Below are 24,301 nucleotides of genomic sequence, written 5' to 3'. Positions count from 1 at the left end.
TCAGGCGGCCGACATCTGCGAGCGCGACGCCCGCGAGCGGAACCACAGGACGCCGCCGGCGGCGGCACCCATGACGAGCAGGACCAGACCGGCGACGCCGGCCTCGGGCACCTCGGCGGGCGGTGCGCACGTCGGGTCGCCGACGGCGGCCGAGAACCGGCTGGAGGTGCCGATCGTCGCCTTGACCCGGTACCAGGTGTAGTGCTTGCCGGTGCCGAGCTTCGTCAGGTCGAAGCCGTACGCGACCTCGTTCATCCACGGGCCGGTCTTGACGACCTGGCTGCCGATCTTCGTCATCTTCGACGGCGTCCGCGAGGTGTTCGACACGTACAGCTCGGCCGTCATGGTGCCGGTCGCGGCGGACGTCATCGTCACGTGGCCGGCGACGGTGTCACCGGCGCAGTCGATCGTCACGTCGCGGACCTTCATCGCGGCGGCCATGGCCGGGGCGGCGGGCAGCAGCGTGCCGAGGGCGATCGCGACGAGGACCAGGGCCTGGGTCGCGCGTCGCCACCTGCGGTGGGTTCCAGCGGTGGGCATGGCAGTCCTTCCGGGGTCGTCACCCGCACCCCGTACGGGTTGCGGCTGACCAGGTGATCGGCACGCCGCGGATGAACCCTTAGCGACGGACTCCACCCGGACGGCGGAACGCGACGGCGCCCGCCGACCGGACGGTCGACGGGCGCCGGAAACGGCGGCGCGGCTACCCGTGCGCGTGGGCCGCGGTCTCGCCGGCCGGTGCACCGGCCTGGCCGGGGACCCGGGCCGGGGTGCCGGGGGCCTGGAGGGCGGGCTGGGCGGCGACCGCGACGTCCCAGGCCCGCAGCCGCTCGTCGGTGAGGAAGCCCACCGGGTCGGCCACGACCGGGGCAGAGGGGTCGTGCGCGCGGAGCCGGGCGACCGTGAGGACGTGCGCGGCCGGGGTCGCCGTCAGGTCGCCGGGGCGGGCCGGCTGGTCGGCGATCGCGGCGACGACGCTGTCCCCGAAGCCCCAGAGCCCGAGGATGTACGCGGACGCCTCGGTCGCCGAGCAGCCGAAGGCCGCGGCCTGGACGTCGTGCGCGTCCCACGGGTCGAGCGGCCCGCGCTCGCACACGGCCTGCCACTGGTCGGGGTGCGCCCCGGCGAGCACCGTGATGCCGACCTCGTGGAGGAGCCCGGCGAAGAACGCGTCGTGGACGGCGTCCCGGGACCAGCCGTCGCTCACCGCGAAGGCCTTGGAGAGCTGGGCGACGTGGAGCGCCCGGCGGCTCAGCGCGTGCAGGTCGAGGCCGCGCGCCGGTCCCCCGCCGGAGCCGAAGACCGCCCCCGCGACGGCGAGGGCCTGGATCGTCTCGAGCCCGAGCAGGCTCACTGCCCGGGCGACCGACTCGACCCGCGCGGGCAGCCCGAAGAACGAGGAGTTGACCAGCCGCAGCACCTCGGCGCTCGTCGCCACGTCGTCCTCGATGACCGCGACGACGTCGTCGAGGCTGCAGTCGGGGTCCGACGCCATCGCGAGCATCCGCTCGTAGACGGCCGGCGGCTTCGGCAGCGACTCGACGTCGCCCAGGACGCGGCGGAGCCGGTCGTCGGTCACGAGGTCGCGGACGCCGAGCACCCGCTCGAGCGCCGCCACGAGGACCTCGACGTCGCAGGGCTTGGACAGGTACTGCTGCGTCGGCCCGATGGCGCTGATGATCGAGGCCCGGTCGGCGTGGCCGGACAGGATGATCCGGGACGTCGCGGGGTACCGGCGGCGCACCTCGGCGAGCAGCTGCGCGCCGTCCATGCCGGGCATCCGCATGTCCGAGACGACGACGTCGACGGGCGTCTGCGCCATGACCGCGAGCGCCTCCTCACCGCCGGACGCGAACGTCATGTCCCACTCGCCGCGCTTGAAGCGCAGCATCCGGCGCAGCCCCGCGAGCAGGTGGGGCTCGTCGTCGACGAACAGGATGCTGCGGCTCACGGTGTCTCCTCGCCCTCGGCGTCGTCGGCGACGGCGTAGGGCAGTGCGATGGTGAAGGTCGAGCCGTGTCCCGGCTTGGACCGGATGTCGATGCGGCCGCCGTGCTTGACGACGACGATCGAGTGCGAGAGGGACAGCCCCTGGCCGGTCCCCTTGCCGACGCCCTTCGTCGTGAAGAAGGGATCGAAGACGCGCAGGACGGTGGCCTCGTCCATCCCGGTGCCGTCGTCGCTGATCACGATGAGCGCCTCGTCGCCGAGCCGCCGCGTCGAGATCCCGAGGTGCCCCAGCGCGTCGGTGCCCTCGGCCTTGCGGCGCTCGTCGATGGCCTGGGCGGCGTTGACGATGATGTTGAGCACGACCTGCTTGAGCTCGCCCTCGAAGCACGGGACGAGCCCGACCGCGGGGTCGAGCTCGAGGGTGAGCTCGGCGAGGTACTTCCACTCGCTGCGCGAGACCTGCGCCGTCGTCTCGACGACCCTGTTGAGGTCGGTCTGGACCCGCCCCGTGCCCGGGTGCGAGAAGTCCTTCATCGCCCGGACGATCTGCGCGACCCGCTCCAGGCCCTCGAGGGACTGCGCGAGCGCGCTCGGCACCTCCTCGGCGACGAAGTCCAGGTCGAGGGACGACACGACCTCGCCGAGCCGGCGGCGCAGCGCGGCGGCGTCCGGCTCCTGGGTCAGCGCCGTGAGCTGCTCGAGCCCGGCGAGGACGCCGCTGAACGACTCGGAGACGAAGCGGGTGTTGTCCGAGACGTACTGGACGGGGGTGTTGATCTCGTGCGCGATGCCCGCCGCGAGCTGGCCGATCGACTCCAGGCGGCTCGCCTGGGCGAGCTGGCGCTCGAGCTCGGTGACCTGGCTGATGTCGGCGCCGATGCCGATGACGCCGGCGACCTCGCCGCCCTCGGTGTTCGGCAGCACGCTGACGAGGATCGTGCGGACCTCGCCGCCGGGCGGGACGAGCGTCACCGTCGCGTCGACGACGGGCTCGCCGGTCGCGACGACCTGGTTCTCCAGGGCGGCGATCTGCGGCCCGAGCTCGTCGGTCGTGTCGAGCTGGCCCTCGAGCCGGCCGACGATCTCGGCCTGGCTGCGGACGCCGCGCAGCGTGAGGAAGGCGGTGTTGGCCCCGACGTAGCGCAGGTCGGCGTTCTTCCACCAGACGACGTGCGGGATGGTGCCGAGCACCCGGGTGAGCAGGGTCTTCTCGTACCTGAGGGCGACCGCGAGCGACTCGGCGCGGCGCAGCGTCTGCCGGGCCCGCTCCTCGGCCTGCCGGCGCGAGGTGACGTCCCGCTCGACGCCGATGGAGCCGACGACCCGGCCGTCCTCGACGACCGGCTTGACGGACATCGCGACCCAGTACGGCTGCCCGTCCTTGGTGCGGGTCGCGAACTCGGCCGTGGCGGGCGCGAGCGCGGCGAGCTCGTTGGCGAGCCGGGCGAACTCGGCGGTGCGGGTGAACGGGCCACGGACGAGGTCGACCCGCCGTCGGCCGACGGCGGCCTCCCGGCTGTACCCCGACATCCGCTCGAAGGCCTCGTTGACCCACTCGATCCTGCCGTCGGCGCCGTTGATGACGACACCGTCCTCGGTGTGGCGCGCGACGAGCGCCAGCCGGGCGGTCTCGTCGGCCGGCACGTCACGGGCAGGGTCCTGGGCGTGGTCCACATCCCCGGATCGGCCCACGGTGCAGCCCCCTTGAGCCTCTGCGCGGGTGACGTCCGGGCGCGGCCGCGCGCCCGGCCCTTGAGAACGGCGCCCCGGCGGCCGAGACAGCACCTATGACGCTGCTCCCGCAGACCCCTCCCGCGCAGGCCGGTGCCGCGGTGCCCGCCCAGCGCACGGACGCCCCCGAGGGACGACGCATCCTCCTCGTCGACGACGAGCAGCGGATCCTCGACGCGCTGCGGCGGACGCTGCGCGGCCGGTACGACCTCACGCTGGCGACCTCGGGCGAGGAGGGGCTGGCCGCCGTCCGCGCGGCCGAGGCCGAGGGCCGCCCGTTCGCCGTCGTCGTGTCGGACATGATGATGCCGGCGATGAACGGGGCGGAGTTCCTTGCCGCGGTGCGCACCCTCGACGCCGACATGGTCATGCTCATCCTCTCCGGGCAGGCCGACCTCACGTCGACGATCTCGGCGGTCAACAACGCCAACCTCTTCCGCTTCCTCACCAAGCCCTGCGAGCCGGCGGACCTCACCCGGGCGCTCGACGCCGCGCTGCGCCAGCACGAGCTCGTCCGGGCCGAGCGCGAGCTCCTCGAGCGCACCCTCGGCGGGGCCGTCGACGTCCTCACCGAGGTGCTGTCGCTCGCGACGCCGTCCGCGGCGACCCGCACCGACCGGATGCGGACGCTCACCGCGGGGACCGCCGCCGCGCTCGGCCTCGAGGACGACTGGCGGCTGCCGCTTGCCGCGATGCTCAGCCAGGTCGGGTGCGTGGCCGTGCCGCCGACGGTCCTCGACGACGTCGTCGTCGGCCGCCGGCTCTCCGAGGACGACGCCCTCATGTACCGGGCGCACCCGGCGCTCGCCGAGCGGCTGCTGGCCCGGATCCCCCGGCTGGGGACCGTGGCGGCCTGGGTCGGCGCGCAGCTCGTCGAGCTGCCCGACCCCGCGGCCCCCGAGGAACCGGTGCCGCCGGCCGGCGACCGGGAGGGGACGGCGGCCGCCGCCTTCGCGGCGGTCTCGGGCTTCCTCGCCGGCTACGAGGCGGGGCTCGCCCCGCGGGACGTCGTCCGGGCGCTCGGCCGGACCGGCCGGTTCCCGCAGGCGGTGCTCGACGCCGTGCTCGTCGCCTCGGACGGCCTGGAGCCCAAGGGCCGCCTCGTCGAGGTGCGGGCGGCGCACATCAGGGCCGGGATGGTGCTGGCCTGCGACATCGTCACGACGACCGGCCTCGTGCTCGTCCGCAAGGGCGAGAAGGTCACCGAGGTGCTCGCGACGCGGATCGAGAACTTCGAACGCTCCGTCGGCATCGTCGAGCCGCTCGAGGTCCTCGTCGTCGACGCCTGACCGGGGGCCGGTCCCGCCCGCCGCAGCGAGCACCCCTGAGCCGTCAGGAGCCGTCCGGAGCCGTCCGGGGCCGTCCGGGCTGTCCGGGGTCGTACGGACCTGCACCGCACCGGTGCGGTCCGTCGGCACCCGTGGCTAGCGTCGAGGTGCGGGCCCGGGTCCCGGGCCCCGCCACCCGCCGTGCGCGGCACGGCAGGCGGTGGCGCCGCACGGGGAGAGGAACGGCCATGGGGTCCCACGGAAGCTGACGGTCAGACCGCGTCGTGCTCCCCGACGCACGCGCGGTAGACCTCGCCGTCGCCGACGAGCCGGACGACGTCCACGTCGGCCCCGACGAACACCGACTCACCGGCCCGCATCGTCACGCGGTGCGTCCCGGCGAGGACGTCCACGGAGCCGGTGAGGCACAGGAAGATCTGCGGACCGGCGTCCGCCCCGGGCAGCGCGGCGGGGGTGACGACGTCGCCGCGGCCGACGACGATCCGGCCGAGGCGGAACTCCCGGGCGGGGGGCGCCCACACCACCTCGTGCGCCGTGACGGGCCGGCCGTGCGCGACGACCGGGGCGGCGTCCGGGGCCAGCAGGTCGAGCAGGAGCGGGACGTCAACGGCCTTCGGCGTCAGCCCGGCGCGCACGACGTTGTCGGACGCGCCCATGATCTCGACGCCGAGGCCGGACAGGTACGCGTGCGGGACGCCGGCGGGGACGAACAGCCCCTCGCCGGGGGCGAGCCGGACGACGTCGAGCAGCAGCGGGGCGAGGACGAGGGGGTCGCCCGGGTGCTGACCGACGAGCCGGTGCACCCACATGAGCGCCGCGAGCGCGTCGGCGTCCCGCTCGACGGCGCTGCCGGCGAGCGCGACCCGGACGCCCCGGACGACGTCCGCCACCAGGGCGGCCCGGTCGTGCGCGGGCCAGCCGGCGAGGAGCGCGAGCGCGGCCGGCAGGCCCTCCGTCGTCACCGCGGCGTGCAGCCGCTCGGCGCGCGCGCCGTCGAGGAGGTCGACGAGCCGGGCGGCCTCCGGTGCGGTCCGCCACCCGGCGAGCGCCTCGACGTGGGTCACCGCGACGAGCAGCTCCGGCTTGGGGTACGGGTCGGCGAACCGGCGGCCCGGGCCGGCCGGCACCCCGGCGGCCTCCTGCGCGGCGAAGCCGGCCGCGGCCTGGGCGGCGTCCGGGTGAACCTGCACGGAGAGCGCCCGGTCGATCGCGAGGATCTTCAGCAGGAACGGCAGCCGGGGCCCGAACCGGGCCAGGCACGCGGCACCGAGCGTCCGCAGCGGGTCGGCGCCGACCTCGTCGGCCAGGCACGTCTCGTGCCCGTCGACGTCGCGGAGCGCGGACGGCGCGAGCGGGTGGGCACCGATCCACAGCTCGGCCTCGGTGTGACCCGCCGGCGCCCGGCCCTGGATCCGCGCCAGCGCCGTCCGGGAGCCCCAGTCGTACCGCTGCACCGCGTTGCGCATGAGCCGCGGCGCGGTGCGCGGCCGGGTGCCCGCGGGGGCACCGGTGAGGACGAGGTCGTCGGTGATGGGTCCCTCCTGGGTCGTCGGGTCGGGCGACGTCGTCAACACCCGCGGTCCGGTCCCGTCGTTCCCCGCCGCACCTGAGACGTGCACCTCACTGCATCCTGTCGACCGCATGCCTCATCCTCGGTCACTGAGCGCACCTGCGTACGCCGTTTCTGTCACCACGTCGGGCAGGAACGCTGCCCCGCCGCCGCCGGGCCGCCGTCCGTCGCGCGGCGGTCGCGTGGTTGGCTTGGCCCATGAGCACCCCCGCCGGCGCCGACGCGGCCGTCTGCCGCTGCGGGCACCCGCGCCCGGCGCACGAGCACTACCGCGCCGGCAGCGAGTGCTCGCTGTGCGACCGCTGCCCGCGGTACCGGCCGCAGGGCGGACTGCTCGCCCGGCTCCGGGCGGCGCTCGGCCGCTGACGCCCCGGCCGGGTCAGAGGCCGGGTCAGAAGAGCGCGTTCGCCAGCGCGAGCCGGCCCTGGGCGACGCGCGGGTCGTCGGCCCCGACGACGTCGAAGAGCTCGACGAGGTGGACGCGGACGGTGTCGCGGTCCGAGCCGGCCGTCACCCGCACGGTGTCGACGAGCCGGGAGAACGCGTCGTCGACGTGCCCGCCGAGCAGGTCGAGGTCCGCGACGAGGATCTGCGCCTGGACGTCGGTCGGGTCGGCGGCCGCGGCGGCGCGCGCCACCTGCGGGTCGACGTCCGCCGTCCGGGCCAGGAGCTTGACCTGCGCGAGGCCGACCCGGGCCATCTCGTCCGCGGGGCTCTCGTTGAGGGCGGCCTCGTAGGCCGTGATCGCGGCGTCGTAGTCCCCGGCGTCGATCGCGTCGTACGCGGCCTGGTGGTGCGGCGGCAGCGGCTCCTCCACCGGCTCGGCGTCCTCGGCCTCGTCCGCGTCGCCCGCGGCGAGCTCGATCCGGCCGGTGACGCCGTTCGCCTCGGCGGCCTGCAGGAGCTGGGCGACGACCTCGCGCACCTGGGCGTCCGGCAGCGCGCCCTGGAACAGCGCGACCGGCTGCCCCTTGAGGACGGCGAACACGGTCGGGATCGACTGCACCTGGAAGGCCTGGGCCAGCTGGCGGTTGGCGTCCACGTCGACCTTCGCGACGAGGAGCCGGCCGTCGAGGTCCGCGGCGATCTTCTCGAGGATCGGCGAGAGCTGCTTGCACGGCCCGCACCACTCGGCCCAGAAGTCGATGATGACGGGGACGGTCGAGGAGCGCTCGACGACGTCCGCGACGAACGAGTCGTCGGTGACGTCGATGACGTACCCGGACGCGGCGGACCCGCCGCCCGCCGCTCCCCCGCCCGTGGCACCGGCCGCGGGCTGCGGCTTGGCGAGCGTCGACAGGTCCACGGCCCCGCGCAGGGACATGGGCCGTCCGGGTCCGGGCTGGGTGGTCATATGGTCCTCGGGTCCTCTCTACCGGCGTCCACGCCGTCCGTGCACGCGGGCCGCCGGACCGGTCCGACCGGCGGCGGCGTCGCTCCGCGTCGATGTGCTGGGACGATGGTGCCACGGAGCGGGTACGACCCGTGACCGGGATGCCCGGTCAGGAGCCGGAGACCGCGACGTCGTCCTTGGACGCCGCGACGACGCGCACGAGTCCGCCGCCCGCGGGCGGCACCGTGAGGACGACGACCTCGACGGACGTGCGCTCGAGCTTCTTCGCGTACGACCGCTTGCCGCCGAGCGCCTCGAGCCGGTCGTCGACCCGCACCGAGCCCGCACCGGCCTTCACCGTCACCGTGTACTTCTGCTCGACGGCCGCGACGACGACCGCACCCCCGTCCGCGGACCGGAACGCGAGCACCCCGTCCGGCAGGAGCGTGTGCGTGCTCGTCACGGTGCCCACGGCCGCGACGCCGCGGCGGTCCTCGGCGACCCGCGACGACACCTGCCGGCGGAACTCGTCCGGGGCGAAGAGCTTCGACGAGGTGCTCTTCGTGCTGTTCGTGAGGACGTCCGCGTAGCCCTTCGCGACCTGCTCCGGGGTCGCGACGAGGCCGGTCGCGTCCGCCGCGAGCACCTCGGCGCCCTGCGCGGCGGCCGGGACGCCCGGCAGCGAGGCCCCGGGCAGGAGCACCGGCTCGGCCCAGACCCCGTACGGGTCCCGGGCGGCGGGCGACACGAGCACCCGGACGACGGGCGTCGGGCGGCCGGGCGCGGAGCCGGCGACGACGAAGAACCGCGGCCAACCGGCCTGACGGGTGAGGACGAGCCGGTCGCGGGCCATCCCGGCCGTCGACGTCGGGGTCGCAGTGGCGCTCTCCGAGGCGCTCGTGGTGGGGCTCGCGGCGGCGTTCGTGGACGGCGTCCCCGCCTTCTCGCGGATCTTCAGCTCGGCGGCGAGGCGCCGCGCGTACGGGCCGACGACCCGGCCCTGGGCGTCGGCGACCTTGCCCGAACGGTTCGCGGCGGCCAGGGCCGCGTCGACCTTGTCGAGGACGTTCTCCGCCTGCGGGACGAGGACCGCGGGGTAGGCGGGGACCGCGGCCCCGGCGGACGCGCCGGACGCCGTCCCCGCCGCTGCGGCCGGGCCGGCCGCGGTCGCGGTCCCGCCGGACGACCCTGCGCTGCAGGCGGTCGCACCGAGCGACACGGCGAGCGCGAGCGGGACGACGCGGGCCCAGGGCGGTGTCCCGGCCCGGCGCCGGCCGTGCACGCGCGGGATCGTCGTCGTGGCGTCCGGGTCGTGGGCGGTGGCCGGGCCGCCGGCTCCCGGCCCGCGCGGGGCGCCGGTGCCCCCGCCGCCGCGGGTGTCGTCCGTCTCGTCGGTGTCGTCGGTGTCGTCGTCGTAGCCGCTGAAGTCGTCGTAGAACTCGTCGTCCGACCGGCCGCCGCGCCGGCGCAGCACGAGGAGCGCGACCGCACCGGCGACGAGCAGCACGAGGCCGGTCGCGACGAACGCCGGCGCGGACGAGCCGCCTGCCGGGCGGACCCAGCCCACGTCGACCCGCTCGAGACCGCCGGCCGCCGTCCCCGCGACGACGACGGCGCGCCACTGCCCGGGGGCCGGCGTCCAGTCGAGCCGGGCCGCGCCCTGGCCGGTGGCGGTGGCGGCCCAGATGTCCGCGCGGGCCGGGTCGGGGGCGGTCGTCGTCGTGCCGGTGCGGGCGATGTCGAGGGCGCCCTCCTCGCCGGCGCCGAGCACGTCGACGCGGGCGAGGTCGCCGACCCAGGCGGCGACGTCGTCCGCCCGCGCGACACCGACGAACACGGTGGCCCCGGAGGTCGTCGCCGACGCCCCCAGCCGGACCCGGCTCGCACCGTCGGCGAGGACGTCGGGGCGGGTGGTCACCGCGACGACGCCGTCGAGGCGGGTGGTACCGGCCGAGGCCTGGTCGCCCGCGCCGTCCGAGCCGCCGCGGGTCGCCCCGACGACGAGCAGGACGAGCCCGAGGAGGGCCGCGACCGCTGCCGCGAGCCGTGCGACGAGGACCCCGCGGCCGGCCGTCATACGGTCCCCTGCCGCTCGGCGGCCGGCCCGTGCCGCTCGATCGCGGCCTCCAGCCGGTCGAGCTTGGCCTGCATCTCCCCCGTGCGCCCGGCCCGGACGTCGGCCTTGAGGACGAGCGAGACCCGGTCGCCGTGGGCCTGGCACGCCTCGACCGCCCGCCGGACGACGTCCATGCACGCGTCCCAGTCACCCTCGATCGTCGTGAACATCGAGTCGGTGCGGTGCGGCAGGCCGCTCTCGCGGACGACGCGGACGGCATCGGCGACGGCCTCGCTGACCGAGTCGCCGACGCCCGAGGGGGCCACGGAGAAAGCGACGAGCATGGTCACGACAGTAACCGAGCGGTCTTGACCCACATCTCGGCGCGCGGCGGCAGGAGCACGGCCGATGTGACCCACGCGACGCCGGGCATCGACGCCGCGTGAGCACGTGCTCGACGTTGCGTGAGTGTTTCGGCGCCACCCAGGTGGACCCTCATACAACCGTCACGACCGCCGACAGGTCTCGCGTGAGCCAGGACGGCTCACGCACCGAGCGGGCCACGACGGCCCGCGAGCCGCGGACCAGGACGGTCCGCGACGAGCATCGCCATGGAGGGCCGGATGCGTCACGCGGCATGGGCACGACGGGCAGGGTCCTTCGCGACCCGGCTCGTCCTCGCGGTGCTCCTGACCGGGCTCGTGACGGCCGGCCTGCAGTCCGTCCTCGCCGACCGGCTCACGGTCCGGGCGATGGAGCGGGAGGCCGTGAGCCGTGTCGTCGACGTCGCCGCGGGAGCCGAGGCCCGGCTCGCCGACGGCCCGGGAGACCGCGCCGCCCTGGAGGCGGACGTCACCGATCTGGCCACCGAGCGCGGCATCGAGGGCGCCACCGTCGTGGACGCCCCGCCGGGCGACGCGACGTCGGTGCGGGCCGCGGTGCTCCGCGGCCGGGACGTCCTCGTCGTCACGGTGCCGGTCCGGCTCCGGACGGAGGTCGTCGGGCTCCAGGTCACCCTGGACGAGGACGACGCCCGCAGCCGGTCCGCGGCGCTGCGCCGCAGCCTGCTCATGGTCTTCGGTCTCGGCGCCCTGGGCGCCGTCCCCCTCATGCTCCTGCTCGGCGGTCGCAGGCTGCTGCGCCGGCACCGCGACGAGGTGCACCTGTCCGGCACGGACGACCTCACCGGCACCGGTTCCCGCCGGGCCTTCCCGGTCGACCTCGAGGCCGTCGTGACCGCCGTCCGCCAGGACGAGCAGTCCCTGTCGGTCCTCGTCGCCCAGGTCGGCGGCCTCGAGGCGGTCACCTCGACCCTCGGCCGCCGGCGCAGCGACGCGTTCCTCGCCGACGTCGCCGCCCTGCTCCACGAGCGTCACCCGCACCGGGTCTACCGGCTCGGCGGCGACGTCTTCGCCGTCGTCCTGCCGGGGATCGGCCCGGACGACGCCTTCCTGCTCGCCGACGCCCTGCGCACCGAGGTCGCCGACCGCCTGCCGCCGCTCGCCCTCACCGTCGGCGTCGCCGGTCTCGACGAGCGCTGCACGGACGCGGAGACTCTCCTCATCGCCGCCGACTCGGCCCTCGACGAGGCCCGCCAGCTCGGCGGCAACCGCGTCGTGGGCCCCGGCGACTCCGCCTTCGGCCTGCGCTGGCTCGCCAACCGCCCCGGCGACTGACCCCAAACCGCCCGGGCCGAGCCCCGGTCGACAGGTCGACCGTGCGGACGCTTTGCTCTGCCCTCACGTGTGAGGGTGGTGCGGGCAGCGCCGGCTCAGCCGGCGGTGAGGTGCGCGAGCAGCCGGTCGGACGCCGCCCACGGGTCGGTGCGGCCGGCGACGACGTCGGCGGCGAGGTCCTCGAGCCCGTGACCGGTCGTCAGGTCGCCGATGCGTTGCCGCAGCGCGGTCACGGTGATCGCCTCGATCTCGCCGGCGGCCCGGCGGCGGCGGCGCCGGTCGAGCTCGCCGGAGGACGCGGCCCACGTGTGGTGCGAGCGCAGCGTCGCGAGGAGCTCCGCGACGCCCTCGTTCTTGGCCGCGACGGTCTTGACCACGGTCGGCCGCCACGCCCCGGGCGCCCGGCCGTCGCCGCCGAGCCGGACCATGTGCTCGATGTCGCGAACCGTGGCGTCGGCGCCGTCCCGGTCGGCCTTGTTGACGCAGAACACGTCGCCGATCTCGAGGATCCCGGCCTTCGCCGCCTGGATGCCGTCGCCCATGCCGGGTGCGAGGAGCACGAGGGTCGTGTCGGCCAGCGAGGCCACCTCGACCTCGCTCTGCCCGACGCCGACGGTCTCGACGAGGACGACGTCGCAGCCCGCGGCGTCCATGACCCGCAACGCCTGCGGCGTCGCCCACGACAGACCGCCGAGGTGACCACGGGTCGCCATGGAGCGGATGAACACCCCGGGGTCCGTCGCGTGGTCCTGCATCCGGATCCGGTCGCCGAGGAGCGCGCCGCCGGAGAACGGGGACGACGGGTCCACGGCGAGGACGCCGACCCGCAGGTCCTCGGCCCGCAGCGCGCCGACGAGCGCGGACGTCGTCGTCGACTTGCCGACGCCCGGCGAGCCGGTCAGTCCGACGACCCAGGCCCGGCCGCCGTACGGCGCGAGGGCGGCCATCACCTCGCGCAGCGCGGGGTGCGCGTCCTCGACGAGCGAGAGCAGCCGGGCGAGCGCGCGCGGGCTCCCCGCGCGCGCTCCCCCGACGAGGGCAGGGACGTCGACGGGTCGGCTCACGAGGTCGACCCTTCCATGCGGGGCAGCGGTTCTCAGGCCTTCGGCACGCGCACGATGAGCGCGTCGCCCTGCCCGCCGCCGCCGCACAGCGCGGCCGCACCCACGCCGCCGCCGCGGCGCTTGAGCTCGAGGGCCAGGTGCAGCGCGATCCGCGCACCGGACATCCCCAGCGGGTGGCCCATGGCGATGGCGCCGCCGTTGACGTTGACCTTGTCCGGGTCGACGCCGAGCTTCTTCGTCGACGCGAGACCGACGGCGGCGAACGCCTCGTTGAGCTCGAGCAGGTCGAGGTCGGCGGGCGTGATGCCCTCCTTCGCGCAGGCCGCGAGGATCGCGTTCGCCGGCTGGTCCTGCAGCGTCGAGTCCGGGCCCGCGACGTTGCCGTGGGCGCCGATCTCGGCGAGCCAGGTCAGACCGAGCTCCTCGGCCTTCGCCTTGCTCATGACGACGACGGCGCACGCACCGTCGGAGATCTGGGACGCCGAGCCCGCGGTGATCGTGCCGTCCTTGCGGAACGCGGGGCGCAGCCGGCCGAGGGACTCGGCGGTCGTGTCACCGCGGACGCCCTCGTCCTCCTTGAACAGGACCGGGTCGCCCTTGCGCTGCGGGATCTCGACCGGGACGACCTCGTCGTCGAAGACGCCGTTCTTCCACCCCTGCGCCGCGAGCTGGTGCGAGCGCGCCGCGAAGGCGTCCTGCTCGTCGCGCGTGAACGCGCGGTCGGCCTCGTTCGCGCTCTCGGTGAGCCCGCCCATCGCCTGGTCGGTGAAGATGTCCCACAGACCGTCGAACGCCATGGTGTCGGTGAGCTTGGTGTCGCCGTACTTGAAGCCCTCGCGCGAGCCGGTGAGCACGTGCGGCGCCTGCGTCATCGACTCCTGGCCGCCCGCGACGACGACGTCGAACTCGCCGGCCCGGACGAGCTGGTCGGCGAGCGCGATCGCGTCGATGCCCGACAGGCACACCTTGTTGATCGTCAGCGCGGGCACGCTCATCGGGATGCCGCCCTTGACGGCCGCCTGGCGCGCCGGGATCTGCCCGGCCGCCGCCGCGAGCACCTGGCCCATGATCACGTACTGCACCTGGTCGCCGGAGATGCCGGCCTTCTCGAGCGCGCCCTTGATGGCGACGCCGCCGAGGTCGGTGGCCGAGAAGTCCTTGAGCGAGCCGAGGAGGCGCCCCATCGGGGTCCGCGCCCCGGCGACGATCACGGACGTGCGGGCGGGGTCGGTCATGAGGTCCTCCTGGCGTCGACGGCAGCTGCCTCCAACGTAACGACGTGCCCTCCCACGACCATGCCCGGCCCAGCGACGTTCGTCACACGGAGGTCCGCGGCGGCCTCGCTACGGTGAAGCCATGAAGGAGCTCTTCACCGCGATCGACCACGTGGGTGTCGCCGTCCCCGACTTCGACGCCGCCGTCGCGTTCTACCGCGACGTCATGGGCATGGAGCTGCTCCACGAGGAGACGAACGAGGAGCAGGGCGTCCACGAGGCGATGATGGGCGTCGGCTCGTCCGGCTCGTGCATCCAGATCCTTGCGCCGCTGACCCCGGAGTCGACGATCGCGAAGTTCCTCGACCGCAGCGGGCCGGGCCTGCAGCAGGTCGCGTACCGGGTCGAGGACGTCGACGCCGTCTGCGCGACCCTGCGCGAGCGCGGCGTCCGGCTGCTCTACCCGGAGCCCAGGCGCGGCACGGCGAACAGCCGGATCAACTTCGTGCACCCGAAGGACGCCGGCGGCGTCCTCGTCGAGCTCGTCGAACCGGCGAAGGAGCACACGCACTGACACGATGACGGCATGACCGTCGTCGGTGCGATCTTCGTCCCCGCCCTGCCGCCCGAGCGGCTGCGCTCCGTCGCCGTCGCCGCGGACGACGCGGGCGTCGAGGAGCTCTGGCTCTGGGAGGACTGCTTCCGCGAGGGCGGCCTCACGGCGTCCGCCGCGGCCCTGGCCTGGACGACGCGCGTCCGGCTCGGCATCGGCATCCTGCCGCTGCCGCTGCGCAACGCCGCGATCACCGCGATGGAGGTCGCGACGCTCGCCCGGCTGTTCCCCGACCGGTTCGTCCTCGGCGTCGGGCACGGCGTCCAGGACTGGATGGCCCAGGTCGGCGCCCGGCCGGCGTCCCCGCTCGGGCTCATGCGCGAGCACCTCACCGCCTACCGCGACCTGTTCGCCGGGCGGCGCGTCACGACGTCCGGCACGTACGTCCGGCTCGACGACGTCGGGCTCGACTGGCCGCCGTCCGCCCCCGTCCCCGTGCACGTCGGCGCGACCGGCCCGAAGACCCTCGCGCTCGCCGGCGAGCTCGGCGACGGCACGGTCCTCACCGGCGGCACGACCCCCGACCAGGTCCGCGCCGCCCGCACCGCGATCGACGCCGGCCGCGCGGCCGGCGGCCGGACGGACCGGCACCGGGTCACGGTCTTCGTCATGGCCGCCGTCGGGGCGGACGCCGAGCAGCGGCTGCGCGCGGACGCCCGGCTGTGGCCCGGCATCGACCCGGACGGCGAGGTCGGCGTCCACGGTGCCGACGCCGAGGAGGTCGCGAGGCGGCTGCGCCGCTGGACCGACGCCGGCGCGGACGCCGTGATCCTCCAGCCGACGGGCGACGTCACCGACCACGAGGCCTTCGTCGCGCTCGCCGCGCAGGTCGCCCCGCACCTCGCCGACTGAGGGCCCCGGGCAAACCACCGATCTGGTGACCCTCGTCACCGGTAGGTCCGTGTCGCCGTCCGCGTGCCCTGGCTACGTTCGCAGAGGAGGGCGTGAACGTTCCGCCCTCGCGAACGAGCCCGGCACCAAGACCGTCTGGAGGCCCTGCCGTGAAAGAGATCCGCGACGCCATCGTGTCCGGCACAGCGACGAGCGAGGACTTCGCGGCGATCGCCGTCCCCGACCACTACCGCGGGCTGACCGTCCACAAGGACGAGGCCGGGATGTTCGAGGGGCTCAAGACCCGCGACAAGGACCCCCGCAAGAGCCTGCACGTCGAGGACGTCCCGACGCCGGAGCTCGGCCCGGGCGAGGCGGTCGTCGCGGTCATGGCGAGCTCGATCAACTACAACACCGTGTGGACGTCGATCTTCGAGCCGGTCTCGACGTTCGGCTTCCTCGAGCGGTACGGCCGGTCCTCGCCGCTGGCCAAGAAGCACGACCTGCCCTACCACGTCGTCGGCTCGGACCTCGCCGGCGTCGTCCTGCGGGTCGGCCCCGGCGTGCACATGTGGAAGCCCGGCGACGAGGTCGTCGCGCACTGCCTGTCCGTCGAGCTCGAGCGGCCCGAGGGTCACGACGACACGATGCTCGACCCGGAGCAGCGGATCTGGGGCTTCGAGACGAACTTCGGCGGCCTCGCCGAGCTCGCGCTCGTGAAGTCCAACCAGCTCATGCCGAAGCCGGCACACCTCACGTGGGAGGAGGCCGCCTCCCCCGGCCTGGTGAACTCCACCGCCTACCGCCAGCTCGTCTCGACGAACGGCGCCGCGATGAAGCTCGGCGACACGGTGCTCGTCTGGGGCGCCTCGGGCGGTCTGGGGTCCTACGCGACCCAGATGGCTCTCGCGTCCGGCGCGACGCCGGTGTGCGTCGTCTCCAGCCCGGAGAAGGCCGACATCTGCCGCAAGATGGGCGCCGAGCTCGTGATCGACCGGGCGGCCGAGGGGTACCGCTTCTGGAAGGACGAGCACACCCAGGACCCGAAGGAGTGGAAGCGCCTCGGCGCCCGGATCCGCGAGCTCACCGGCGGCCGGGACGTCGACATCACCTTCGAGCACCCCGGACGCGAGACGTTCGGCGCGAGCGTCTACGTCACCAAGCGCGGCGGCACCATCGTCACGTGCGCCTCGACGTCCGGTTTCATGCACGAGTTCGACAACCGTTACCTCTGGATGAACCTCAAGCGGATCGTCGGTTCGCACTTCGCCAACTACTCAGAGGCATGGCGTGCTAACGATCTGGTAGCAAGAGGGCTCGTTCACCCCACGCTGTCCAAGACATACCCACTCGATCTTGCGCCGGAAGCGGCATTTGATGTCCATCGCAACCTCCACCAGGGCAAGGTCGGGGTAATCTGCCTGGCGCCGGGTGAAGGACTCGGCGTGCGTGACGAGGTGACCCGCGAGCGTCATCTCGAGGCCATCATGCGATTCAGGAACGTATAGGCCCACTGCGCGGGCCGAGGAGGTCTCGAACGTGGCCGGCGACCAGAGCCAGCAGAACTTCACCGTGGTCATGCGCGGGTACGACAAGATCCAGGTCGACGAGCGGATCTCGGTGCTCGAGGCCGCGCTCCGCGACGCCCGTGCCCGGGTCGAGGAGGTCGACGCCCGGGCCATGAAGCTCGCCGGGGAGGTCGCCGAGGCGCACCGCCAGCTCCGCGAGGTCGAGCGGCCGTCGTACAGCGGTCTCGGTGCCCGCATCGAGCAGCTCCTGCGCCTCGCGGAGGAGCAGGCCAGCGACGTCATCGCGGCGGCCACGAAGGACGCCGAGGACATGATCGCCGCCGCCCGGGTGGAGGCCGCGCAGATGCGCGCCGCCGCCCAGAACGAGTCGGCGGACATGACGGCGACCGCCCAGCGGGAGTCGGCGGAGGTCCGCCAGTCGGCGACCACCGAGGCCGAGGAGATCGTCGCGACGGCGACGCGCAAGGCCGAGGAGATGCTCGCGATCGCCGAGCGCGACGCGGCCCGCCTCAAGAGCGTCACCGAGCACGAGACGAGCGAGAAGCGGACGACCGTCGACCGCGAGCTGGCGCGGATGCGGGCGACCGCCGAGCGCGAGGTCACGGAGCTGCGTGCGGCCGCCAAGCGCGAGGTCGACGAGCTGCGTGCCGCGGCGAAGAAGGAGGCCGACGACCTCCGCGCGGCCGCCCAGGCGCACCACGAGGAGACGCGCGCCCGCGTCGAGCAGATGAGCACCGACCTCGAGGTCAAGCTCGCCGCCCGTCGCGAGGAGGCCGAGCGGCTCGACGCCGAGCGCCACGAGCAGGCCGTCGCCCAGGCGACCCAGCTCGTCGCCGAGGCCGAGCAGCGTGCGGCCGCGGCGGAGCAGCGTGCCGCGAAGGCGCTCGAGCAGGCCGAGACGGTCCGCCGCGAGGCCGACGAGCACGCGAAGATGCTCGTCTCGAACGCGCGCCGCAACGCCGACCAGGTCATCGCGGAGGCCCGGGCGCACGCCGACAAGGCGCTGTCCGAGGCCAAGGCGGAGGCCGAGCGCAACCGCCGTGCGGCGCAGCGCCAGGTCGACGAGCTCATCCGTCAGCGCGACAGCATCACCGGTCACCTCGACCAGCTCCGTCACCTGCTCGGTGCCGGCCCGGCTCCGCAGCTGGCCAGCCTGGCCGCTGCCGCCGCGGCCGTCCCCGGCCAGGGCAACAACGACGTCCCGACCGCGGGCGACATCGCGGACGGCGACCAGACGATCGTCCTCCCGGCCGACGACTCGGTCCCGGCCAAGTGACGCTCTGACAGGCACCGGGCCCCGGCCCGGACCGACGATGGACGGACGGCGCCGGCTCCCCTCGGGGGCCGGCGCCGTCCGCCGTTTCGACGCGCTCTTCGAGGCCGCCGCCCCCTTGGTGCTCGCCGGCCGGCACCGGCGTGACGAGGTACCCGTGGACGGCGGCCGGTGGGGCGTCACGGCCGTGCTGCGGGTGCCGGACGACGCGGCCGCGGTGCTCGCGGGCCTCACCGAGGCGGCGGCCGCCTGTGCGGGCCCCGGGCACTTCCGCACGGGCCATCCGGACGCCGTCCACGTCACGGTGCGGGCGTTCGAGGCCTACCGCGAGGCGGCCCGCCCCGACGACCCGTTCCTGCACAGGTGCATCGAGGCCGTCGCACGCGTCGCCGGCCGCACCCCGCCCGTGCCGCTGCGGGTCACGGGGGTCACGCTCGCCCCGATCGCGGTCATGGCGCAGCTCGAACCCGTGGACGGCACGTTCGCGACGATGGCGGCGGACCTCGCGGCCGAGCTCGGGGCGGACGGGGCGTTCGAGCCGCCGGGCACGCGCACGATCGTCCACAGCACGTTGCTGCACCTCGCGGACGACGTCCTCGACCCGCGTGGCCTCGTCGACTGGGTGGCGGCCCACCGGTCGGTCCCGCCGGTGGAGTTCACCGCCGCCCGGCTCGACGTCGTCCGGTCGCGGTACGTCGAGCGGCCCGGGCTGCGCTGCATGGCCCCCGAGCGCTGGGCCACGTTCCCGCTCGTCGGCGGCCGGCCCCAGGGGGACCCTAGAGGCGCACCCGCACGAGCAGCCCGGCGAGCGCCGCGGCGACCGGCTCCGGCCGCTCGACCGGCGACAGGTGCCCGGCCGCCGGCAGGACCGTGAGGACGGCGTCCGGCAGGGCGGCGGCCATCGCACGGGCCTGGTCGGGCCCGGTGACGCCGTCCTCCTCGCCGACGACGACGGCGGCCGGTACGCGCAGCCCGGGCAGGGGCGCGGTGGAGTCCGGGCGGCCCGCCATCGCGCGCTGGGCCCAGGCGACGGCGGCCGGGTCGGCGCCGCGGACGAGCGCTCCGACGGTCGCGACGACGTCGGGCCGCCCCGCGTGCGTCGTCGCGCCAAGGAGCGTGTCGAGCATCGGCAGCAGCGCGCGCGTCCCGGCCTCGCCGAGGACGGCCAGCGCGATCCGCTCCCGGTTCGCCCGGGCCTCGTCGCCGTCCGCCTCCGCCTTGGTGTCGACGAGCCCGAGCCCGGCCACCCGGTCGGGGTGCCGGCGGGCGACGGCGAGCGCGACGTAGCCGCCCATCGAGCAGCCGGCGAACGTCGCCCGGGGGTGACCGAGCGCGTCGAGCGCCGCGACGACGGCGTCCGCGACGGCGTCGAGCGACGGCGCGGCGGTCGGCAGCGGCGCCGCACCGAACCCCGGCAGGTCGACGGTGACGACCCGGCCGAGGCCGCGCAGCCCCTGCACCACGCCGTCCCACATCGAGGCGTCGAGCGGGAAGGCGTGCAGCAGCACCAGCGGCGGGTCCGCCGTCACGTCGCCGTACGTCGCGGTCCGGACCTGCAGCACCCCCGGGTCACCGTTCACGACCACCGAATCTAGTCCCGGTGACACCGCGCTCCCACGCAGCCGGGCCCGGCTTCTCCCGCCTACGGGGAGATCTGAGCGGCAGATCGCCGTCGGGGAGTCCCCGCAGACAGCGATCAGCGCCGGCCGCGGCGGGCGCGTGCCGACCAGCAGGGCGTGTGCCAGTGACGGCGGTCGTCGAGGCCGCCGAACGCGACGACCGCGTCCGCCCGCCAGACGACGACGTGCGGCGTCCCGGGGACGACCTCGTGGTCGCAGCCGGGGCAGCGGTAGGTCTTCGTGGACGCCGCCCCGCTCACCGTCCGGACGAACCACTCGCCGTCCGCGTGCGTCTCCCGCCGGCCGACCCCGGCGAGCAGCCGGTCCCGGTCGGCGAGCGCCTCGTCGTCGGCGGGCGCCGTCGCCGGACGACGGCCGCGGCGACGGGGCTGGTTGCTGCGGGGCACTCCCCCAGTGTCCCGTGCGCCGCCGGCCGCGCACGCACCGGCGTCACCGGTCGGGGGTCACCCGCCGTGCGGCGAGCGCCGTCCGCAGGGTGCGCCGGTCGGCGGCGGGCACCCCGGCGGCCCGGGCCCAGCCGACGATGCGGTCGACGTCCGCGGCCGGCAGGTCCGCCGTGGGGACGACGTGGACGTGCTCCGGGGTCCGGCATCGCACGAGGACGCCCCACGGCGAGGCGACGACCACGACGACGTCGCTCCACGGCGTGTGGCTCCACGCGTCGGCGACCGCGACACCGACCGAGGCCGGGCCGATCCGCCAGGACTGCGGCGGCGCCGACCGGGCTGCCGCGCTCCGGGCGCCCACCTCGCCGAGGACCGCGCCGGCTGCCAGCAGACCGAGCCCCAGGCCGCTGCCCACGACGCCGACGGAGGCCGGCGGCTCGTGCGACGCGATCGAGGCCACGAGGACGCCCATGAGGCCCAGGGGGATCACCGTGCTCAGGACCGGCTGCAGGACCCAGTCCTTCCAGACGAGGAGCCGCGCCAGCGAACGGGTCACCGGCGCCCGCAGGATGACGACGTCCCCGGAACCGTCCGGGACGGCGACCGGCTCCGGCGGCACGTCCGTCTGCGCGACCGGCCCGACCACGGACGCCGCCCGCGACCGCCCGGCCTCCCACCACGCGACGACCCGCTCGGCACCGCCCGGCCCCAGCGCCGCGACGGGGACGCCCGCGCACCACCGGTCGCGCCGCTGCCGGAGCACGAGGAGCGGCCCGGCGACCCGGACGTCCCGCACCATGCGCCACGGCATGAACCCGGACGGCAGCTCCGACTCCAGCGTGAGACCGTCCGGCCCGAGCACCCACCGGACGGGCACGCCGACCCCGCAGGCCCGCGGCGACCGCCACGGCTCCCACCACGGCCGGAGCACGACCGGGCCGAACCCCGTCACCGCGATCGTCAGCGCGCAGGCGCCCCCGACGACCAGTCCCCCGGCCCGGGTCTCGAGCCCGATGAGGCCCCCGACGGCCAGCGACGGCACGACGACCATGGCCGCCCAGCGCAGGATCCGCAGCACGAGCGACCCGGTCGCCCGCCGGACCGCCACGGCCTCGCGGCGGGTCAGGGTGACAAGGACCTCGATCGGCTGCACGACGTCGCTGACGCCCCCGTAGGCGCCGGTCACGTCGGCGCGATCATGCCGGGCCGGCCGGTCACCCGGACGCCGCAGGTGCGCGCCCATTCGACGATCTGGTCGACGTCCTGCAAGGACATCTGGTCCCGGGCCAGCAGACGCGCACGACGAGCACCGCTGCGCAGCACGACACTCACGTAGTCGGCTGTCACATGCACCCGCTTCACTCCTCGCCAGCGGGCGTCGGTGAACCACAGCGGATCTGCCGCGCACACGCCTTGCCGGTCGAGGACGACCACGTGGTCGATCTCCCAGGGCACACGTGCGTAGGCCCGCAGTGCGCGGGGCAGAGCGCGACGGTCGACGGCGGTGAGGTACTGGTGCCGCACGATCACTGGCAGGTCGCCGCGAGCAGCACGGCGACCGGCCCGATCCGCTCGCTCTGCCGACGCCTGCGCGGCCGTGTCCAGCCCCTCACGGAGGGGTGCGGGCAGCACCACGGTCCTCTGGACAGCCCGGTCCCGGTCGCCAGCCGCACGGTGCCAGGCACGCAACTGGTCGAGTTCTCCGGCTCGCAGGACATCTGCGCTGAACCCGGCGGAGTCCACCTCTCCGTACAGGATGCACAGGACCCCCGCGAAGACGCCGATCTGCTCGACCTGCTCCCACGCGACACCGACCTCGACGTCGCCGTCGCTCCGACGGCCGCCCCAGAGGTCGAAGACCCACACGTCCGCGGACCCGACACGGAGGTCACCGCGCCGGGTCACCCCCGCATACAGCGGCACGCCGAGGCGCACCGACATCGCACCGGCGAGCAGGGCCGCGGTGAGGACGAGGTACACGGGCCGGAACCCGGGGAGGTCGCGGGTCACGAGCCACGCAGCGGCAGCGACGACGGCGAGCGCCGCCAGGTCACGGGCGAGCGCCCTGAGGCGTCCCCGCCACTGGACGCCGAAGGTGCTCTGGAACACGATGACGTCGCGCAGCCTGACGACGGGTCGCACGACGATCTCGGACGGCGCAGTGCCGCCGTCCTCCTGGGATGCCTCGGGCACCGGCCGATGATCGCAGGGCGTGATGCTGCGGACCAGGGGCCGCAACTGCCCCGTGACCCGCGCGGGTCTGCGCAGTCAGCGGGCCGCTCGCGCTCCGCGGCCGGTCACGCGCCCGCCCGCACCGCGAGCTCAGCCGACGACAGCCCGGAGGTCCTCCGGCTCAGCGCCGGCCCAGGACAACCTCCACGGCTTCCTCACAAGATCCAGGTGCACCGGTACGGAGCGAGAGGTGACGTGCAGCCGCCTGACCCCCGGCCGATGATGACGAGCCACCTGCCTGCTGACCGGCAGCAGTTGTCGGCACGGCTCAGCGCAGCGCCGGGTCCTCGTCCGCCGCCGCGGAGAGCTCCGCGAGCCGCTCGTGCGCCGTCGTGAGCAGCGTCCCGACCCGGGCCACCCCGGCGGCCCGTCGCGCCTCGGAGGTCGCGGCGGCGCCGAGCGGGACGACGACCTCGACGCCCGCGGTGACCTTGCCGCGCCGGACCGCACCGACGACGGTGACGGCGCCGTCCGTGGTCTCGGGCAGGACCGCGACGAGGACGTCGTCCCCGGGCAGCCCGTCGACACCGGCGCGCGAGACACCGGGCGACTGGGCGCAGGGCCCGACGTTGCGCTCGAGGTAGGCCAGCTGCTCGGCGGCGCCGTCGCCGGCGAAGACCCGCACCGACGTCGCGACGGTCCAGGCCCCGTCGCCGACCGGTGGGCCGGCCCACGTGACGGTCCGGCCGCCGCGAGCGAGGGCCTCGCCCGGGGTGCCCGCGCCGCAGAGCCGAACGACGGTCGTGCTCGTCGAGGCCGCCCCGGCGGTGTCGTCGGTCACCGAGACCGGGGCCAGGCCGAGGTCGCCCGCGGTGAGCATCGCCGGGTCGCCGACGACGACCTCGCCGCCGGACCGGCGCAGGCCGGCGGCACCGGAGAACTGCTCCCCTTCGGGCGCACCGGCCAGGTCGTCGTCCTTGGTGGCCCCGGTGGCGGCACGGACGGAGCTGTCCAGCGGACCGGGCACCGAGGCCGGGCCGTCGGCACCGCCCGCCGACTCACCGGACGCCGAGGTGGCCGCGCCCGAGTACGCCTCGGGGGCCGCCGCACCACCGGCCGCGCTGTCCGAGGCCGTGACCGAGAGGCCGCCGCCGCCGAGCGCCGAGACCCCGAACGGCACGACCGCGACGACGCACAGCGCCGCGACGGTGCCGCGGACCGCCGTCCGCCGCCGCTGGATCCGCCGGGCACCGGCGTGCGCACCGCGGACGAGCGCCGCGGTGTCGACACCGCCGTCGACGGCCCGGCTCAGGCCGGCCGACAGCGCCCGCTCGAGCTCGTCGTCGCCGAGCGGACCGCCGCGAGGAGCCGTACCGCTCACCGCCGCTCACCCGCCCCTCGTCCGTCACCGTTCGTGCTGCCGTCCCTGCTCGTGCCGTCCCGGCGCTCCGCCGCGGCTTCGAGCGCACGGTCAGCCTCGACCATCGTCCGCAGCGACGCGAGCCCGCGGTGGGCGTTCGAGCGCACCGTCACCTCGCTGGTCCCGAGGATCGCGGCGATCTGCGCGTCGGGCAGGTTCTCGTAGTGCCGCAGCACGAGCACCGTGCGCTGCTTCGTCGGCAGCCGGCGCAGCAGGCCGACGAGCCGGTCGGTGTCGTCGACGGCGCCGGTCGGGTCCGCGACGCCGCGGTCGGGCAGCGTGTCCGGCCCGTGGGCGAACTCGCGGCGCCTCGACGCGCGGCGGAAGAACGAGGTGCACGCGTTGACGACCATCCGGTGCACGTAGGCGTCCATGTCGTCCGCGCCGCTGACCCGCGACCACTGGACGAGCACTTTCGCGAGCACGTCCTGGACGACGTCCTCGGCCTGGTGCGGGTCGCGCAGCAGGCCACGGGCCAGCCGCACCAGGGCGGGGCCGCGCTCGGCGGCCCAGGCGCTGAACGCCTCGGCGACCGCCGCATCGACCGCCACGCC

At 75.4% G+C, this 24,301-nt stretch carries 23 protein-coding genes; 8 read left to right on the top strand and 15 right to left on the bottom strand.

Features of this window, described 5'->3' with window-relative positions; genetic code table 11:
- The 3 genes from ECOMGDLI_RS21315 to ECOMGDLI_RS21305 form a co-directional block, all read right to left on the bottom strand.
- Window positions 1–540 (bottom strand): hypothetical protein, encoded by a 540-nt coding sequence (locus tag ECOMGDLI_RS21315; protein ID WP_088318872.1) that lies wholly within the window; start codon window positions 538–540, stop codon window positions 1–3.
- A gap of 163 nt (window positions 541–703) precedes the next feature.
- Window positions 704–1,951 carry a response regulator gene (locus ECOMGDLI_RS21310; RefSeq protein ID WP_088318871.1) on the bottom strand — a complete coding sequence of 416 codons (1,248 nt, stop codon included), beginning with the start codon at window positions 1,949–1,951 and terminating at the stop codon, window positions 704–706.
- On the bottom strand, window positions 1,948–3,594 hold the full coding sequence (locus ECOMGDLI_RS21305; RefSeq protein WP_158221096.1) for a PAS domain-containing protein: 1,647 nt from the start codon (window positions 3,592–3,594) through the stop codon (window positions 1,948–1,950). The genes ECOMGDLI_RS21310 and ECOMGDLI_RS21305 overlap by 4 nt, the downstream gene beginning before the upstream one ends.
- 143 nt (window positions 3,595–3,737) lie before the next feature.
- Here ECOMGDLI_RS21305 and ECOMGDLI_RS21300 point away from each other — a divergent pair, with 143 nt between their 5' ends.
- Window positions 3,738–4,970 (top strand): response regulator, encoded by a 1,233-nt coding sequence (locus ECOMGDLI_RS21300; RefSeq protein WP_088318869.1) that lies wholly within the window; start codon window positions 3,738–3,740, stop codon window positions 4,968–4,970.
- Window positions 4,971–5,221: 251 nt separating this feature from the next.
- Here ECOMGDLI_RS21300 and manA read toward each other — a convergent pair whose 3' ends face one another.
- On the bottom strand, window positions 5,222–6,544 hold the full coding sequence (gene manA, locus ECOMGDLI_RS21295) for a mannose-6-phosphate isomerase, class I (RefSeq protein ID WP_158221095.1): 1,323 nt from the start codon (window positions 6,542–6,544) through the stop codon (window positions 5,222–5,224).
- Window positions 6,545–6,738: 194 nt separating this feature from the next.
- Here manA and ECOMGDLI_RS34795 point away from each other — a divergent pair, with 194 nt between their 5' ends.
- Entirely contained in the window at window positions 6,739–6,906 is a 168-nt protein-coding gene (locus ECOMGDLI_RS34795) for a hypothetical protein (RefSeq protein WP_158221094.1), read from the top strand.
- A gap of 25 nt (window positions 6,907–6,931) precedes the next feature.
- Here ECOMGDLI_RS34795 and trxA read toward each other — a convergent pair whose 3' ends face one another.
- From trxA to ECOMGDLI_RS21280, 3 genes are all read right to left on the bottom strand, one after another.
- Window positions 6,932–7,864: a thioredoxin gene (gene trxA / locus ECOMGDLI_RS21290; RefSeq protein ID WP_198955068.1), complete on the bottom strand. Its 933-nt coding sequence runs from the start codon at window positions 7,862–7,864 to the stop codon at window positions 6,932–6,934.
- A gap of 178 nt (window positions 7,865–8,042) precedes the next feature.
- Complete coding sequence (locus tag ECOMGDLI_RS21285) at window positions 8,043–9,950, bottom strand: hypothetical protein (RefSeq protein ID WP_088318866.1); 1,908 nt, start codon at window positions 9,948–9,950, stop codon at window positions 8,043–8,045.
- Window positions 9,947–10,273 carry an MTH1187 family thiamine-binding protein gene (locus ECOMGDLI_RS21280; RefSeq protein ID WP_088318932.1) on the bottom strand — a complete coding sequence of 109 codons (327 nt, stop codon included), beginning with the start codon at window positions 10,271–10,273 and terminating at the stop codon, window positions 9,947–9,949. The genes ECOMGDLI_RS21285 and ECOMGDLI_RS21280 overlap by 4 nt, the downstream gene beginning before the upstream one ends.
- 279 nt (window positions 10,274–10,552) lie before the next feature.
- Between ECOMGDLI_RS21280 and ECOMGDLI_RS21275 the strand changes: the two genes are divergently transcribed.
- Window positions 10,553–11,605 carry a diguanylate cyclase gene (locus ECOMGDLI_RS21275; RefSeq protein ID WP_143447831.1) on the top strand — a complete coding sequence of 351 codons (1,053 nt, stop codon included), beginning with the start codon at window positions 10,553–10,555 and terminating at the stop codon, window positions 11,603–11,605.
- Between the two features lie 95 nt (window positions 11,606–11,700).
- On the opposite strand, the gene meaB is transcribed toward ECOMGDLI_RS21275, so the two are convergent.
- Both meaB and ECOMGDLI_RS21265 read right to left on the bottom strand, forming a co-directional pair.
- Entirely contained in the window at window positions 11,701–12,669 is a 969-nt protein-coding gene (gene meaB, locus ECOMGDLI_RS21270) for a methylmalonyl Co-A mutase-associated GTPase MeaB (protein WP_088318864.1), read from the bottom strand.
- 32 nt (window positions 12,670–12,701) lie between these two features.
- The gene (locus ECOMGDLI_RS21265) at window positions 12,702–13,904 is read right to left on the bottom strand and encodes an acetyl-CoA C-acetyltransferase (protein ID WP_088318863.1); all 1,203 of its coding nucleotides are present in this window, start codon (window positions 13,902–13,904) and stop codon (window positions 12,702–12,704) included.
- A 121-nt stretch (window positions 13,905–14,025) separates the two neighbouring features.
- Here ECOMGDLI_RS21265 and mce point away from each other — a divergent pair, with 121 nt between their 5' ends.
- The 5 genes from mce (at window position 14,026) to ECOMGDLI_RS21240 (ending at window position 19,003) form a co-directional block, all read left to right on the top strand.
- Complete coding sequence (gene mce / locus ECOMGDLI_RS21260) at window positions 14,026–14,457, top strand: methylmalonyl-CoA epimerase (RefSeq protein WP_088318862.1); 432 nt, start codon at window positions 14,026–14,028, stop codon at window positions 14,455–14,457.
- A gap of 12 nt (window positions 14,458–14,469) precedes the next feature.
- Window positions 14,470–15,348 carry an LLM class flavin-dependent oxidoreductase gene (locus ECOMGDLI_RS21255; protein WP_088318861.1) on the top strand — a complete coding sequence of 293 codons (879 nt, stop codon included), beginning with the start codon at window positions 14,470–14,472 and terminating at the stop codon, window positions 15,346–15,348.
- A gap of 149 nt (window positions 15,349–15,497) precedes the next feature.
- The gene (ccrA, locus tag ECOMGDLI_RS21250; protein ID WP_088318860.1) at window positions 15,498–16,835 is read left to right on the top strand and encodes a crotonyl-CoA carboxylase/reductase; all 1,338 of its coding nucleotides are present in this window, start codon (window positions 15,498–15,500) and stop codon (window positions 16,833–16,835) included.
- A 31-nt stretch (window positions 16,836–16,866) separates the two neighbouring features.
- Window positions 16,867–18,132 carry a cellulose-binding protein gene (locus tag ECOMGDLI_RS21245; RefSeq protein ID WP_088318859.1) on the top strand — a complete coding sequence of 422 codons (1,266 nt, stop codon included), beginning with the start codon at window positions 16,867–16,869 and terminating at the stop codon, window positions 18,130–18,132.
- Between the two features lie 37 nt (window positions 18,133–18,169).
- On the top strand, window positions 18,170–19,003 hold the full coding sequence (locus tag ECOMGDLI_RS21240) for a 2'-5' RNA ligase family protein (protein ID WP_088318858.1): 834 nt from the start codon (window positions 18,170–18,172) through the stop codon (window positions 19,001–19,003).
- Here ECOMGDLI_RS21240 and ECOMGDLI_RS21235 read toward each other — a convergent pair.
- The 6 genes from ECOMGDLI_RS21235 to ECOMGDLI_RS21210 form a co-directional block, all read right to left on the bottom strand.
- Window positions 18,906–19,709 (bottom strand): alpha/beta fold hydrolase, encoded by an 804-nt coding sequence (locus ECOMGDLI_RS21235; protein ID WP_198955067.1) that lies wholly within the window; start codon window positions 19,707–19,709, stop codon window positions 18,906–18,908. The two genes, ECOMGDLI_RS21240 and ECOMGDLI_RS21235, sit on opposite strands and share 98 nt — an antisense overlap.
- 116 nt (window positions 19,710–19,825) lie before the next feature.
- Window positions 19,826–20,155, bottom strand: a complete 330-nt coding sequence (locus ECOMGDLI_RS21230) for a hypothetical protein (protein WP_088318857.1) — start codon at window positions 20,153–20,155, stop codon at window positions 19,826–19,828.
- Window positions 20,156–20,198: 43 nt separating this feature from the next.
- The gene (locus ECOMGDLI_RS21225) at window positions 20,199–21,341 is read right to left on the bottom strand and encodes a hypothetical protein (RefSeq protein ID WP_088318856.1); all 1,143 of its coding nucleotides are present in this window, start codon (window positions 21,339–21,341) and stop codon (window positions 20,199–20,201) included.
- Window positions 21,338–22,135: a hypothetical protein gene (locus tag ECOMGDLI_RS21220; protein WP_143447830.1), complete on the bottom strand. Its 798-nt coding sequence runs from the start codon at window positions 22,133–22,135 to the stop codon at window positions 21,338–21,340. The genes ECOMGDLI_RS21225 and ECOMGDLI_RS21220 overlap by 4 nt, the downstream gene beginning before the upstream one ends.
- Window positions 22,136–22,655: 520 nt before the next feature.
- Window positions 22,656–23,708 (bottom strand): hypothetical protein, encoded by a 1,053-nt coding sequence (locus ECOMGDLI_RS21215; RefSeq protein ID WP_088318854.1) that lies wholly within the window; start codon window positions 23,706–23,708, stop codon window positions 22,656–22,658.
- Entirely contained in the window at window positions 23,705–24,298 is a 594-nt protein-coding gene (locus ECOMGDLI_RS21210; RefSeq protein ID WP_088318930.1) for a SigE family RNA polymerase sigma factor, read from the bottom strand. Before ECOMGDLI_RS21210 ends, ECOMGDLI_RS21215 begins: the two co-directional genes overlap by 4 nt.
- Window positions 24,299–24,301: the final 3 nt, after the last annotated feature.

The organism is Kineosporia sp. R_H_3 (assembly GCF_002198675.1).
In the GTDB taxonomy this organism is placed as follows: domain Bacteria; phylum Actinomycetota; class Actinomycetes; order Actinomycetales; family Kineosporiaceae; genus R-H-3.
This window is presented reverse-complemented; position numbering and strand designations above follow the sequence as displayed.

Excerpts from the sequence above, each read along its gene's own strand:
- ECOMGDLI_RS21315 (WP_088318872.1), bottom strand. The coding sequence starts at position 540 with ATGCCCACCGCTGGAACCCACCGCAGGTGGCGACGCGCGACCCAGGCC.
- ECOMGDLI_RS21300 (WP_088318869.1), top strand. The coding sequence starts at position 3,738 with ATGACGCTGCTCCCGCAGACCCCTCCCGCGCAGGCCGGTGCCGCGGTG.
- ECOMGDLI_RS34795 (WP_158221094.1), top strand. The coding sequence starts at position 6,739 with ATGAGCACCCCCGCCGGCGCCGACGCGGCCGTCTGCCGCTGCGGGCAC.
- trxA (WP_198955068.1), bottom strand. The coding sequence starts at position 7,864 with ATGTCCCTGCGCGGGGCCGTGGACCTGTCGACGCTCGCCAAGCCGCAG.
- ECOMGDLI_RS21285 (WP_088318866.1), bottom strand. The coding sequence starts at position 9,950 with ATGACGGCCGGCCGCGGGGTCCTCGTCGCACGGCTCGCGGCAGCGGTC.
- ECOMGDLI_RS21280 (WP_088318932.1), bottom strand. The coding sequence starts at position 10,273 with ATGCTCGTCGCTTTCTCCGTGGCCCCCTCGGGCGTCGGCGACTCGGTC.
- ECOMGDLI_RS21275 (WP_143447831.1), top strand. The coding sequence starts at position 10,553 with ATGCGTCACGCGGCATGGGCACGACGGGCAGGGTCCTTCGCGACCCGG.
- ECOMGDLI_RS21265 (WP_088318863.1), bottom strand. The coding sequence starts at position 13,904 with ATGACCGACCCCGCCCGCACGTCCGTGATCGTCGCCGGGGCGCGGACC.
- mce (WP_088318862.1), top strand. The coding sequence starts at position 14,026 with ATGAAGGAGCTCTTCACCGCGATCGACCACGTGGGTGTCGCCGTCCCC.
- ECOMGDLI_RS21255 (WP_088318861.1), top strand. The coding sequence starts at position 14,470 with ATGACCGTCGTCGGTGCGATCTTCGTCCCCGCCCTGCCGCCCGAGCGG.
- ECOMGDLI_RS21240 (WP_088318858.1), top strand. The coding sequence starts at position 18,170 with ATGGACGGACGGCGCCGGCTCCCCTCGGGGGCCGGCGCCGTCCGCCGT.